The following is a 13296-nucleotide window of genomic DNA, read 5'->3' on the forward strand; positions in this document are numbered from 1 at the left end:
GGGGGTGTGGTGTTCACCGCGGCTGGCCTTCCTCGCTCGAATCGCCAGGGGAGATGGGAAGCCCGAGCTGCCGAACGAACTTCCGGCCGCCGGGATGACGGGCGAGTTCCTCGACCGCCCAGGCATGCTGCCCGCACCGGTCGCCCTGGCAGTGGAAGCACGTGCCACCGCCGCGGTGCTGAAGCACGGTGTTACGCGCCGACTCAAAGCGATCGACGAGCCGATCCCCGTCGTCGGTGCCGGTCATGACGCGGAGACCTGACGGTGCAGCGCCCCGACCCTGACCCGCACCTCCATACACGGCGGATGCCGATCCACGTGCGGGTACCCGCACTCAGGACGATGACCGAGCACCCACACCCACTCGTCACTGCGATTGGGTAAGTCGCGGACACGCGCCACGGTTACAGCCACGGAAGTCCCGGGGGTAAGGTCACGGCCGTAGGACCAATCGCTCGCATCGAGTCGTAACAGCGCGCCAGCCGTGACTTCGGGTAGGGGCTGAGGAGTCCGGTTCACCGCCGTGTCCCGCCTTGCCCCGAACGCCGACACCGACCGCTGTACGTCGCCCGGTCGTGGTGAGCCTGGTGCTTATAGCTATGCCTTACAAGATCGGTTGGCAAGGCGGTGTCGCCGCAGTTGTCCCTGAGCGTCGACCCGCCGGATTGGGCATAGAACGACGCTCCTTCCCAGTCGATGTCGAAAGGCTTCAACGACTGCTCGCCTCCGGGGACGAACCACTTGACGGCAACGGCCAAAGCTTGATGTGGCGAGCATGGCCATCGGCTCCCGTGCTCAGAACTGCCGTTGCGCCACTCGCGTCGGACCGCGTAGCCCCACACGTGCGATGTTGTGCAGTCCGCGCCACTCACGGTGGTGCGAGTACACGCAGTGGCGAGCAGATCCGCTGGCCAGCGCCTCAACCTGTGCCCGAACAATAGGCGCGAGGCGGTTGGACGGATTACTGCGGACGACATGGGGAGCGCTCCTCTAAAGTGCAGTCAGCTACTGGCCGACGATGCCCACCAGTGGATGAATCTAGCCTCGGACTGCGCAAGTGCCGGGGCCGATGTCTGGCGATCGCCATCTCGCGCCGACCTCCTAACGCAATTGCATCGTGCCCTGCCCGACGAGACTCACGACCTTTCAGGCGGCGATCGATAACCGGATGACGCGAAAGGATCGCCTCGGGAATGGTTGCTCAGATTGATCGCACGGTCGATACCGGTAATGCGGACGGAAGTAGTTGTCCGCATCGAGTCTGTCGTCCAGGTAGGGGATCGGCCGCAGTTGCCTGGGGTGGGACGTCAGGCGGGCGGCTGGAGGGTCTGGGCGTACAGTCGGACCTACGAGAGGTCTCGCATCGTTCCGCGGAATGCGGAGTCATGGAAGCTTCTCGTCGCCGCATGGGAGGCCAGTTGACGAGGTTCGCCGATGTGGTAGCGCCACATCAGGGCGGTTATTCGAGGAGAGGCTTCGGTGCGAGTGTCGGACAACAATGCCGCAGTCTCGGTGGCGGACGCCGTTCACGCCTCTGTGAGCTATGACCAACTTCGCGCCTTCAATGGCGCGCTGTATTGGCTGGAGACTCGTCCCGATGCTGGTGGGGTCGCGACACTGACACGGTGGACAGGCGACGAGGGCACCCGTGACATCAGCCCCGAGGGTTTCGACGTCACTAACGACGTGCACGCGTACGGTGGTGGATCGTTCGCTGTCGCGGCTGGGGCGCTTTGGTGCGTCGGCACGGGCGGCCTTTACCGGAGTCGTTGTCATGGCGGGGAACTCGTTCTGGTCGGTCCGATGCCGTTGGGGGACCTGACGGTCGGCGACGGTGAGTTGCTCGCGGTGCGGGAGACAGAGCATGGGGACGAACTGGTTGCGGTGCCGCTGACCGGCTCACCGGGGCTGCGCACGATCACCTCGCACCACGCGTTCCTGAGTGCGCCCCGACCGGGGCCGAACCTGCTGGCCTGGTCCGCATGGAGCGAGCGCGACATGCCCTGGGACAGCTGTGAGCTTTGGGTCGCTTCGTATTCGTCTCACGGGCACATCGAGAACCCGATCAAGGTCGCCGGGGGCCGGGGCGAGTCGGCGGTCGAGCCCCGGTGGGGACCTGACGGAACGTTGTACTTCGTGTCGGACCGCGGTGGCTGGTGGAACCTGTACCGGTGGGATGGCCGTGACGTGGAGGCGGTGGCGCCTCTGCCGGGTGAGTGCGCCGCAGAGCCGTGGGAGTTGGGCTATGCCTCCTATGACTTCCTTGATGACGGACGGATCGTCGTGGCGGTACAGGAAGGCCCACGCCACCGTCTGGTCGTCATCGACCGTGCGGGTTCGATTCGTCCCGTCGATCTCCCATACACGTCGATCAAGCCCTACCTGGCGGCGCTAGGAACGACGGTGGCATTGATCGGCTCATCACCGACAGCCGCGCCGCAGGTCGCGTTGGTGCACCTGGCCGATGACAGTCCACGGGTCGAGGTGCTCGCCAAGTCAGAGCACGCCGAACTCTCCGAAGCCTCGGTCTCAACGCCAACAGAGCTACGGGTTCAGGCCGCAGATGGCCGCGAGGTGTTGGCTCTGGTGTATCCGCCGACAGGCTCGGCGGTGGACTGGCGAGCACCCGTGATCATTCGGGCCCACCCCGGGCCGACCGCCTCCAGCCTGCTACGCCTCGACTGGCAGGCGCAGTTCTTCACCAGCCGAGGGTTCGCCGTCGTGGATGTCGACTACCTCGGCAGTACCGGCTACGGCCGCGCCTTCCGCGAGTCCCTGTATGGCCGGTGGGGCCTGGACGACGTCGCCGACTGCACGGCAGTGGCGATCCATCTCTTGGAGGCAGGGCGGGCGATACCAGGCCGGCTCTTCATTCGTGGTGCTAGCGCCGGCGGGTATACCGCGCTGCACGCGGTTGCGAAAGATGGCCCGTTCGCCGCTGCCACTGCCGTGTCCGCGATTGTCGACCCAGACCGGTGGGCGGAGACGGTACCGCGGTTTCAGCGTGCACATGCGCAGCGGCTACGGGGCGGTGCCGGACAGGTTCGCGCCGCCGCCGTCCGCCGTCCTGTGCTGTTCATCCACGGCACCGCCGACGACGTGGCAGTAGTCGACGACGTACAGGCACTCGCCGACCAGATGACCGCTCGCGGTGCACCCCACCAGCTACTGCTACTTCCCGATGTCGGTCACTACGTGGCGACCTCCGTCGAGGCGGGTACGGCGTTGCAGGCGGAACTGGCGCACTACCGCGCAGTCATGGCGGCCCCGGCGACGGGTGAGGGTCAGAACGTCGCCAGCGGCAACTGATGCCGTACGTACTCGTCGAACTCACGAACCTCCGGTTCACACCGGTAGGGCTCAAGGTCAGCCTGTACCTCGATGATGCGTTGCAAGCAGCGGCGCGAGGACGTCTTCGCAGCGCGATCCACCGCCTTCCGAGCGGTCGCGCACGCCTCATCGATTTGTCCAACGGCAGCCAGCGACGACGCCAGGAGCGCGGTGTCGATGGCGAGGCGGCGGACGTGGGTGGGGCTCAGCGTGGCAAGGGCGTCACTCAGGTGCTGTTGGGCCTGCCGTGGTCTGCCCAGGTCATGGAAGCAGTGTGCGATTTCATCGGCCAGGTACGCCGGGGTCAGGTAGCGGATCCAGGCAGGCTCATCCTCGGGCCTGCTGTAGCCCAGCTGCCGCTCCGCGATGTCGAGGTGGGCAAGGCAGTCGCGGTCGTGCCCGAGGCGGGCGTGTGCGCGTGCTACCACAGCGTGTAATGCGGCACTCACGGCTGGTGTTGCCAGGGCTTCACTTCCTCTTACCGCCGTTAGCGCCATCCGCAGCGCTGGTTCGGGGTAGCCACAGTGCAGCGCTAGGTGGCCGATGTTCACAGCGAGCAGGTAGCTCCCGTATAGGCGGTCATCGGCGGCCTGGGTCAGCCGCAATGCGCGTAGGTAGCGCCGCTGGGCGAGGCCATGAGCGCCGGTGTCAACGGCCTGGTAGCCACAGAGCTCGAAGAACCCTGCCGCAAGCGTGTAGAGGCGCCGGCCGACAGCTTCCGAGACAGGGCTGTTCGCGAGCAGCCGGTTCAGCTCACCTTCGACGTATCGCTGCACCTGGGCATGGACCTGCCCGGCGCCGTGGGTGTGGTCCAACTGCCGAAACATCGCGAGGGCGGTCTCGGCGGAGAAGAGCTCTTCCTCGGTGACCCCATCAGGTGACCTACACCCTTCGGTCGCGGACGAAGAGCGAGTAGCTGGACTGTTGAGCCAGTCTAGGGCGGCGCGGTCGAGGACACCTGGCTGCAGCGGAACATGCATGACCATCTCAGCCAACGGCATCGACTCTCGCGCCGGCCGCAAGCTACTGACGGCGCCATGGCTGATCAAGGATGCGACCGCTGGTCTGCTCTCGCTGGTCCGTCTCTTTTCGAGCAGTGGTAGCAGCCGCATCAAGGCCCCACCAGTCGCCATCGCTTTGTCGCAGGACTCGACGAACTCCCGAGACGGGAAACGGTCTGCCGTCTCGACCCGCCGAACCAGGTCGGCACTGAATCGGATCATGGCACCCAACCGCGCCTGCGAAAGGTTGGCCTGCTCCCGCAAGCGGCGTAGCTCAGCACCGAAGAAGTGGCGTTCAGACAGCGACGGCTCAAGTGCACGCGGGGTCTGACCCATAACACCGCCTCCTCAGGCAGCTGTTCCCGATCATCATCTAGCCATGCAGACGTTCCGATACATAGGGTCGCCTGCCGCCATATGGGATGCAACCACCATCGACCAGGCAGGGGCCAATGAGGGTGGGGACGTCGATGGGAACGGCGCATGCGGACAACTATTCCGTCCGCATCCATAACATTCCGACCGGCCACTGAGCGAGTGAGGGTTGACGGATGACCACAACTCACGGCGGAGTCGCGGAGACCGACTACGGGGCCATGATCCGAGCGTTGAACCAGGTGCACTACGCGGGTGAGACGTCGTACTACGGCACGGCACCGTTGCGTCCGTGCGAAGAAGAGCTCTACTACAAGCTCGATGCCGGCACGCGGATCCTCGATGTGGGGTGCGGTGCTGGCCGTGTTACCCAGGCGATCACGCGTCTCGGTGGCAACATCGTCGGCGTCGACATCAACGAGGCGGCCTTGGCTGCAGCCAAGGCCGCGTGCCCGAACGGCACCTTCGTGCACGGCAGCATGAATGCACTGCCGCTACCCTCGGGCAGCTTCGACCAGGTGTGGTGTCTCCGCTTCTCGTTCAACGCGCTGGCAACCGAGGCAGAGCGGTTGGGAACCCTCAGCGAGTTATGGCGGGTGTGCAGCCCCGGCGGGACCGTCCTCGTGGAGACGTTCAACTGGCACTACGCCGGCAGGTTCGGGCTTGTCCGGCTCGCCAACATCCTGGACATGACTGCACGCGCCGTCCGGTGGTACGGCCAACGTCGCACCGGCTCACGACCGCTGCCCAGCCGCGACATCATCTACCTCGCCAACAAGGCCAGCTCAGCGGCTCCCGGTTATGCCCACCTCACTACCGTCCACGAGCTGAACCTCCTCGCTGCGGCCTGCGGTATCCGGAAGCACGCGACCGTGACCTCTGAGGACGGCGTGCTCTTGATCCCATCGCCCTCGGTACGCGCCAAGCACCGTCGTTACTCCATGTGGCTCGTTCTCCGCAAGCCTCCGGAGTGACGATGAGTCTTCTCAAGATCGGCACTCGCGCGCTGGAGATGCGTGTCGCGGAGTCGGCGCCTCGAACGCTGCGGCATTTCGTCGCCCGGCTCACCCGTATGAACCACATGAGGACGCTGGCTACCCAGGTCATGCACGTGCGCGGTGGGCAGCAGACCCGGCTGACCGTCACCCCGCACACCGGTGAGGTCCTGCTCGAACTCGCTGTAAACGCTTCCGGAAATCAGACCACCCTCGAGATCGGGACACTTCAGGCTGCGGCTCGATCCATGGCGGCCATGAGCGGTGGGGAGCTTGCACTGCTACATGGCAGCGCGGTGACCACGGACGGGGGAAGATCCGCGATCGGGGTGTTGGACGGCGGTCGCGGCCAGGGCAAGACCTCCCTCGCGTTAGGCATCGCCGCTCGTGGAGGCAGTCTCATCGTCGACGAGTTCGCCTTCACCATCTTTCGCAGTGGGCAGCCCTGCATCGTGCCGATGCCTACCCTGCCGTGGCACGTACGAGCCGATATGACGCCCCTGCTGGTGCCCCGCGCTGCCGCACGCCTCCTCTATCCAGAGGATCTGCCGGCTGCGGCATTGAGCGGAAGCCAGCCGGTGCCGCTGAGCCTCATCGTCATCCCTGATCACAGCCTTCGGCCGGGCGAGTTGCGCGAGCCGGTCGGTCCGACGGGCCGTCGCCTGCTGCGTGCCGCAGTCACCGACCATGAAGCCAAGCTTCGCGACCCGCGACTCGATCACGTCTCCATCTTCTCTTCGCCAGACGATGTCAGCGTTGGTGACAGCCTCGACGAATCCAGCCGTTACGAGGAGACGCTCGACTTGCTGGCCGCCGTTCCGATCATCTGCCTCGGCGTCGGCCGGCCGAATGACCTGCCCGCGAGCGTCACGTCGGCGATTCACTGCATAGCGAGGGCAGGCTGATGCAATCACCACACCCCACACCCCCGATGTTGCTCCTTGCCGGCACCAGCGAGGCGGGAAAATCGAGCGCTGGCGAGTACCTCGCCACACTGGGCGCCCGTCGAATCAAGATCCGGACGATCCTCGTACGACTCTCCTCCGGCCGGGAAACGCACCACGAGGGCGTGCAGACACGGGAGGGCTTCGAATATGGCGAGTTCATCGCCAGGCTGCTCGAAAGCGGCGGCGGCGAAGGGCCCTTGGCCATCGAGAGTTTCATCGACGTCGCCCTCGCCGACAGGGTGAAGCAGGCGTGGCCGGCGCGATGCGCGATCATGTTCATCACCGCACCACTGCCTGTCCGAGTCCGGCGCCTGGCGGAGGCCAGTGGGATAAGTGCCGCTGCGGCTCAGCGAGTCATCCGCAGCAAGGATGAGCGCAAGCGAGTGAACGAACAGCTCTCCACCTGGCGCGTCGTCACCGACTACTGGATCGACAACAGCGCCGACATTGTTACCTTCAGGACTCGTGTGCGCGAGGCGTACGAGTCCCTCCAGACCACTGCGGGAGGCACCCAGCCATGATCCGTCAATACGCCTCTGCTGGTGCCGTCGTCACCACCGGCGATCTGCGGAACCCGGACTTCCTGTTGCTCGATCAGGTCCGCAAGACCGGCGAGCGACAGACCGTCGCTCCGAAGGGCCGCCTCGAACCAGGCGAAGCACCACTTCGGGCAGCCCGGCGGGAATTGGCTGAGGAAGCCGGCCTGACCGACACGCACTACAGCGCCTACCTCGGGCAGGAGGCGTACACCTTCACCGACAACGACGGCGTACCCGCGGCGAAGACCGTCGACTGGTTCCTCTTCACGGCCACGACCACCGCCACCACCCCGGCCCAGGACGAGGGCTTCGTCGAAGCCCGCTGGCTCGATGCCGCCGCCGCCCGCCAGGCCGCCAGTCACGCCCAGTTCCGACAACTACTGGATCGTGCCCTCGCCATCATCGGGTGGCGCGCCACCACGCCCTCGCCGTTCAGCCAGGACCTCAGCGAACTGGTCACCCAGGTGGCGGCAGACGCGCAGGCCGCCCTCACCGAACATCCGCAGGCCGGGCTGGGACTGTGCGGATCTGCCGCACGCGGCGACTTCGTCGACGGTTGGAGCGACGTCGACTTCGTCGCCTGGAACGTGCCCGCGACATCACCAGCGGCGGCCAAGCTCGACCAGGCCATCGCCAAGGCCTCGCGCCGCTACGGCCTACGAACGTCGCTACACCTCGCCGACGCCCACGGACGCGACGCCCGCCGCCTCGGCGACCTGTACGACATGAAAATGCGAACGGTGCTACGGCGAGTCGGGATCGACACCGCAGTGATCGCAGGCGTCGCCCCCATACCCGGCGTCACCGCAGAAGCCGTTGACCTCGCCAACGACATCGCCACGCTCCGTGACTTCACCTCCGCCCGTCTCGCCTCGAACCGCGACAACACCTCCGGACGCAGAGACACCGCGCGCCGAGTTCTGTCCGCGCTCTCCAGCGCCGCCCGACTACTCGTCACGCACCAGGATCCGAACGCTTCCCTACGGCTGCCCGACATGGCGGAAGCCCTGCGTGACTGGCCAGACGATCAACTCAGCATGCTGCTGTACGACTACGACGCCTACCGTCGTGCTGGCGCCGACGGAATCGAACAGGCAGAACGACTCGCCGCGCGCGTACCGCACGCTCTCACGGCCGCACAACGGCTCGTTGAAGACGGCTCCATGCTGCCATGATCCTCTTCGTTGACGGGATCGATGGCAGTGGTAAGACCACGCTCATCCGGCACCTTTGCGACGCACTCGTTCGCGCCGGCACGCCGGCGTACACCGCTGAGCCGCTCTGGCGATACCTCGACCCCATCACCGCACCCGAACAGTTCGCCCGGTGGGTAACCACGAACAGTGGACTGGACGTTGCCGTGTCACTCATGACCGCAATGGCCCGCCGGGTCGACGACCTCCGAGAACGTGACCCACAGCAACCTCACGTACTTCTCGTTGATCGAGGGCCGAAGACCGTCTACGCCTCCGCCCGCGCGCACGCCGAACAGCAACGGGGCAAACTCGCACCCGTCCGAGCGCTTCTCGCCGAGGCTGTCCGAGCACTCCGGGACTCCCAGCCATGCGTGGCGGTCGAACTCAGCACCGGCGCGGCACTCGATGTCGCCCTACCACGCATCGAGTTGGCTCAGGCCGTGACGCCACGATACCTGCGTTACCTACACGCATTCTCTGACGAGATGGACGCCGAGTCAGACTGGCCAGACCTACCAGCACGCCGATTAAGCCCGTCCGCCCCAGTCGATCAAAACTGTCGGGCGACTGTCGCTGCCCTTCGCGGGGCGTCAAGCAAGCATGACCCGTCGTCCTCGCCATGCGTCCCGTCCACGGCACATGACCGGTCTGGGTGAGTGCGCCCAGTCGAGCTGTGACAACAGCCGCCATGCGGTCGGATCCGACGCGACCGACCCGAACAGTGCCTGCTGATGTCGCAGGACTGCCAGGTCAGCGATGCTCTCACCGCCCTCGGCGAGCATCACCGCGAACTCCACCGCGATCCGGCCCGGGTCATGCCCACGCTGGCGCTGCCGCAGCCGGGCGAGGGTTCGACTGAACGCGCTGGTCAAGCCAGTGCGTCGGCCAGATCGGTGAGCAGCCGGACACCGGCGTTACCCACGACGTCCCGCCCGCCTCCGGTCACCGTGATCTTCGGACGTGTTGCGGTAATCTTCACCCAGCAAGTGCCTTCCGTGACGGGATAACAGGACTCTCGACAAGCCCCATTTTCCCTGACCAGAAGGCACTTCCTCGTTCCCGGTCCACTCCTTGGACAGCCCTTAACGAAGGGCCGAGGTTGGGCGACCTTGCCGCCCTCTGGCGGCCCTTCTATCGTCAGCCACAAATCTAGAGTGGTTGGCGAAGAGGTGATGAGGCGTGTCGGACTCACAGCCCAGACCACGGGTAGTAGCGCCCTCCGTTCTTGGCGGGGTACTCCTAGGGCTCGCGATAGGAATTGCCGGCGACATCGCGTTGTGGTTCTGGATGACGGACGGTCCGGTTGTGGACTCGCTTGGCCGAGCGAGACGTGGCTACACGGAACAGGTGCATCTCGAGGACATCTATGCTCGCTTCTGGTACGGCCTGGCTTTCGCTGTCGCGATGACGCTGGCGGGTGCCGTCTTGGTGATACGTAGGGTCATGAGCGTGGGTGTCCCGTTGCTCATGTTCGCCATAGCCGGACTTTGTCTCGTCGGTCTCACGCTGCATTACTGACTTATCGGCAGCCGACGTCCTCTGTGTGAGTGTTTGAGAAGGGGCGTGTCGGACTCGGTGTGCGGCTGATACTCGTGGCCATCCGCCGGGATCATCGACTCCCAGAGCGTCAAAGCCGCCGACACCGTCGGCACCGACGCCCGAGGCTACGACGCCGGGCCGCGCCGCAGTCCGGCCGCTGCCGCGCAGACGCGCATCCCGGGCGCGACGGTGCGCGTCGTCGCGCCAGGGATGCGGGTGGTGGTCAGGGTTTGAGGACGACCTTCTCGCAGTTGTCCTGCTTGTTCTTGAAGATCTCGAAGCCGCGTTCTGCCTGGTCGAGTGGCAGGGTGTGGGTGATGACCCGGGTCGGGTCGATCTCCCCACGTTCGATGCGCTGCAACAGCGGTTTCATGTAGCGCTGCACGTGGCATTGACCGGTACGCAGGGTCAGCGCCCGATTCATCCACGCCCCGGCCGGGAATTTGTCGAGGAAGCCCCCGTATACGCCGATCACCGACACGATGCCGCCGCTGCGGCAGGACAGGATCGCCTGTCGCAGCGCGTGGGGGCGTTCGGTCTCCGAGCGGACTGCCTGCTTGATCCGGTCGTAGGCGTGGACGTGTGCGCTGCCGTGGCTGGCCTCCATGCCGACCGCGTCGATGCACTTGTCCGGTCCCCGCCCGCCGGTCAGTTCCAGCAGCCGGGACCGCACGTCGACCTCCTCGAAGTTCACCGGCGTGTGGCCTGCCCGTTCGGCCATTTGCAGCCGGTACGGCTCTTTGTCGATGGCGATGACCTTCGCGGCGCCGAGCACCCGGGCACTGTCCATGGCGAACTGGCCGACTGGGCCCGCGCCCCACACCGCCACCACGTCGGAGGGCTGGATGTCGCACATCTCGGCGCCCATGTAGCCGGTGGGCAGGATGTCCGAGAGGAACAGCACCTGCTCGTCGGTCAGATCGGGCTCGATCTTCAGCGGACCGACGTCGGCGAACGGCACCCGCGCGTACTGTGCCTGACCGCCGGCGAAGCCGCCGGTCAGATGCGAATAGCCGAAGATCCCGGCGACCGGGTGGCCGAACATCTTCTCCGCGATCCCGGCGTTGGGGTTGGAATTTTCGCAGCAGGAGTACAGCTTGGCGGCGCACGCGCCGCATGCGCCGCACGCGATCGGGAACGGCACGACGATCCGGTCCCCAACGCGTACCCGATCTGGGTCGACGCCCCGGCCGACCTCCACCACCTCGCCCATGAACTCGTGACCCATGATGTCGCCGTCCTGCATCGTGGGCACGTACCCGTCGAGCAGGTGCAGGTCCGAGCCGCAGATCGCGGTGGAGGTGATCCGTACGATGGCATCGCGGTCGTTGAGGATCTTCGGGTCCGGCACGTCACGGACCTTGACCTTGTTGCGGCCCGCCCAAGTGTTCGCCCTCACGCTTGCGGCCCCTTCGAGAGCTCGGAATCCGACAGCGGTTGCGCCGGACGCTGCGGGAACTCCTTGCGGGCCCGCTTGCCCCACGGGGCGCCCTCGGATCGAACCACCTGCCCGGTCTCCAGCGCCTGCTTGAGCCGGCGGAGGTCGTCGTCAAGCTGCTGGTGCGGTTCCTCACCGAAATATCTGGCGACCGCCTTGCCGACCGCGCCGCCCGGGACGTCGTACGACATGACGACGTGCACCTCGGTGCTGACACCACCCGGGGCGGGCACAAACCGGACCGTACCGGCGTTCGGCACGGCGGCGTTCCCGGTCGACCGCCACGCGATTCTCTCGCCGGTCGCCTCGTCGATGATTTCCGCGTCCCACTCGACGTTCTTGCCGAACGGCGCGCTGGCGGACCAATGGCTCGTACGGTCACCGGTGGCGCGGACTTCCTCCAGGTGTGCCATGAACGTCGGGAGGTTGTCGAGGTCGCGCCAGAACGCGTAGACCTCCAGTGGGGGTTTGCGGATGGTTGTCGTGGCTGTCAGCTCCATAGATCCTCCTTCGCGTAAGCCTCGTACCGCCGGCGCTGAACTGATCCTCCGGACGCGGGTGGCCTGCACGGCGGTCAGCAGATCCACTACCGTGATGCCGACGATGGCGGCAGTGACACCGACGAGGCGACGCCGGCGGCGTCCGCCTCGGTGCGCGATGGCCACCCCGAGGGAGGCCAGGTCCATCGCATCGCCCATGACCCGGGTCCACGCCCAGATGCCCTTGCGCCGGCTCGTCAGTAGCCCGGCCGCATGAACCAACTCCCGCGCCCCGACCAGCGGCACCACCGTCCGGGAGGCCGAGGAGTCGTCCACCCCGCTGATGCGGCGCACCGTGTCCGGTGCCGCCAGCTGTGCCACCCCCAGACCGAGACTCATCCAGCCGAGCCGGCGCCCTCGCCGTCGCACGTCTTCCTGCCTGGCCTGTGCGGCCTCTCGGGTTGCTAGTTGAGTCACGGGTAGCCTCCATCCGGTCGCACCCGGCCGAGCCATTCCGGCTCATTGAAGTTCGGGACGCGACTTATAGGCCCGCGTACCCCACGAAAACCACCTCAATCCGCGCATCGGCCGCACTATGGAGGCGATCCCTGTCCCGCTGCTCAGCACGGCGTGAAGGCCGCGACCACCAGCAGCCCGCACCATGATCGCCAGCTCCCCGGATATCGGCCCGCCGGCTGGCTGTTGGGCATCGTGCGACCGTCGCTTCGGATGCGGGGTGTCACAGTCGCTGCTGAGCGGAAGCGGCGGCGTTTCGGCTGGGGAATGCCACCGCCGTGGGGCCCCAGGCCCGGCCTGATCCGCCGGATCCTGAGCCCCGCCGCGTCAGGCCGTCGCCATCTGACGGACGTTCTCGCCCTGAGCGAACTCCTCGACCATCTTGGCGCAGAAGGCCGGAAGGTCACTGGGGTTGCGGCTGGTGACCAGCCCGTTGTCGACCTGTACCTGCTGGTCCACCCAGACCCCGCCGGCGTTGCGGATGTCGGTGCGCAGGCTGGGGAAAGAGGTGACGGTTCGGCCGTTGACCATTCCGGTCTCGACCAACGACCAGGGTCCGTGGCAGATCGCTGCCACCGGCTTCTGTTGCTGGAAGAACGCCCGGACGAAGTCCATCGCCTGTGGGTTCATCCGGAGCCGGTCGGGGTTGACCGTCCCGCCCGGCAGCAACAGGGCGTCGTAGTCGGCCGGATTGGCCTCGTCCAGGGTCCGCTCCACCCGATAGCGGTTGGCCGGATTGATGTCCTGGTTCATCGACTGGATCTCGCCGGACTTCAAGGAGATCAGGTGGACCTCGGCCCCCGCCTGCTCCGCGGCGGCCCGAGACTGGGTGTACTCCACATCCTCCACCCCGTCGGCGGCGAGGCAAGCGACTCGCTTGCCGGTCAGTGGCTGCTGGCTCTGCGCCATTTCTGCGGCCTTCCCTTCGCGGCGCCGCCCCG

11 protein-coding genes and 1 pseudogene are annotated in these 13296 nt (G+C 66.3%); 6 read left to right on the forward strand and 6 right to left on the reverse strand.

Translation table 11 applies throughout. The features are described 5' to 3' along the window. Positions 1-13 precede the first annotated feature (13 nt). A complete protein-coding gene (locus E0H26_RS19835) occupies positions 14-247 on the reverse strand; it encodes a hypothetical protein (RefSeq protein ID WP_131305761.1) in 234 nt (77 codons plus the stop codon). Between the two features lie 1232 nt (positions 248-1479). Between E0H26_RS19835 and E0H26_RS19845 the strand changes: the two genes are divergently transcribed. Further along, positions 1480-3309 carry a S9 family peptidase gene (locus E0H26_RS19845; RefSeq protein WP_240742273.1) on the forward strand — a complete coding sequence of 610 codons (1830 nt, stop codon included), beginning with the start codon at positions 1480-1482 and terminating at the stop codon, positions 3307-3309. Here E0H26_RS19845 and E0H26_RS19850 read toward each other — a convergent pair. Next, the gene (locus E0H26_RS19850; RefSeq protein ID WP_131305767.1) at positions 3285-4667 is read right to left on the reverse strand and encodes a helix-turn-helix domain-containing protein; all 1383 of its coding nucleotides are present in this window, start codon (positions 4665-4667) and stop codon (positions 3285-3287) included. The two genes, E0H26_RS19845 and E0H26_RS19850, sit on opposite strands and share 25 nt — an antisense overlap. Before the next feature lie 215 nt (positions 4668-4882). Between E0H26_RS19850 and E0H26_RS19855 the strand changes: the two genes are divergently transcribed. From E0H26_RS19855 to E0H26_RS19870, 4 genes are read left to right on the forward strand one after another with little or no spacing between them, the layout of a single operon-like run. Further along, the gene (locus tag E0H26_RS19855) at positions 4883-5680 is read left to right on the forward strand and encodes a class I SAM-dependent methyltransferase (protein ID WP_131305770.1); all 798 of its coding nucleotides are present in this window, start codon (positions 4883-4885) and stop codon (positions 5678-5680) included. A gap of 2 nt (positions 5681-5682) precedes the next feature. Continuing rightward, the gene (locus E0H26_RS30030) at positions 5683-6606 is read left to right on the forward strand and encodes a hypothetical protein (protein ID WP_240742274.1); all 924 of its coding nucleotides are present in this window, start codon (positions 5683-5685) and stop codon (positions 6604-6606) included. Between the two features lie 26 nt (positions 6607-6632). Continuing rightward, entirely contained in the window at positions 6633-7169 is a 537-nt protein-coding gene (locus tag E0H26_RS19865; RefSeq protein ID WP_131305772.1) for a nucleoside/nucleotide kinase family protein, read from the forward strand. Further along, entirely contained in the window at positions 7166-8362 is a 1197-nt protein-coding gene (locus E0H26_RS19870; protein WP_131305775.1) for an NUDIX domain-containing protein, read from the forward strand. Before E0H26_RS19865 ends, E0H26_RS19870 begins: the two co-directional genes overlap by 4 nt. 686 nt (positions 8363-9048) lie before the next feature. On the opposite strand, the pseudogene E0H26_RS19875 reads toward E0H26_RS19870, so the two are convergent. Next, positions 9049-9362 (reverse strand): annotated as a pseudogene (locus E0H26_RS19875) (transposase); the annotation flags it as partial. A 368-nt stretch (positions 9363-9730) separates the two neighbouring features. Here E0H26_RS19875 and E0H26_RS29610 point away from each other — a divergent pair. Next, complete coding sequence (locus E0H26_RS29610; protein ID WP_206025249.1) at positions 9731-9901, forward strand: hypothetical protein; 171 nt, start codon at positions 9731-9733, stop codon at positions 9899-9901. 244 nt (positions 9902-10145) lie between these two features. Here the strand turns inward: E0H26_RS29610 and E0H26_RS19885 are convergent, their stop codons facing one another. The 3 genes from E0H26_RS19885 to E0H26_RS19895 all read right to left on the reverse strand — a co-directional run bounded on the left by E0H26_RS19885 (position 10146) and on the right by E0H26_RS19895 (position 13264). After that, on the reverse strand, positions 10146-11321 hold the full coding sequence (locus E0H26_RS19885) for a zinc-dependent alcohol dehydrogenase (protein ID WP_131305778.1): 1176 nt from the start codon (positions 11319-11321) through the stop codon (positions 10146-10148). Continuing rightward, complete coding sequence (locus E0H26_RS30035; protein WP_240742275.1) at positions 11318-12238, reverse strand: SRPBCC family protein; 921 nt, start codon at positions 12236-12238, stop codon at positions 11318-11320. Before E0H26_RS30035 ends, E0H26_RS19885 begins: the two co-directional genes overlap by 4 nt. Before the next feature lie 444 nt (positions 12239-12682). Then, on the reverse strand, positions 12683-13264 hold the full coding sequence (locus E0H26_RS19895; RefSeq protein WP_131305784.1) for a type 1 glutamine amidotransferase domain-containing protein: 582 nt from the start codon (positions 13262-13264) through the stop codon (positions 12683-12685). Positions 13265-13296 lie beyond the last annotated feature (32 nt).

It is taken from the genome of Micromonospora zingiberis (assembly GCF_004331455.1).
Classification (GTDB): domain Bacteria; phylum Actinomycetota; class Actinomycetes; order Mycobacteriales; family Micromonosporaceae; genus Micromonospora; species Micromonospora zingiberis.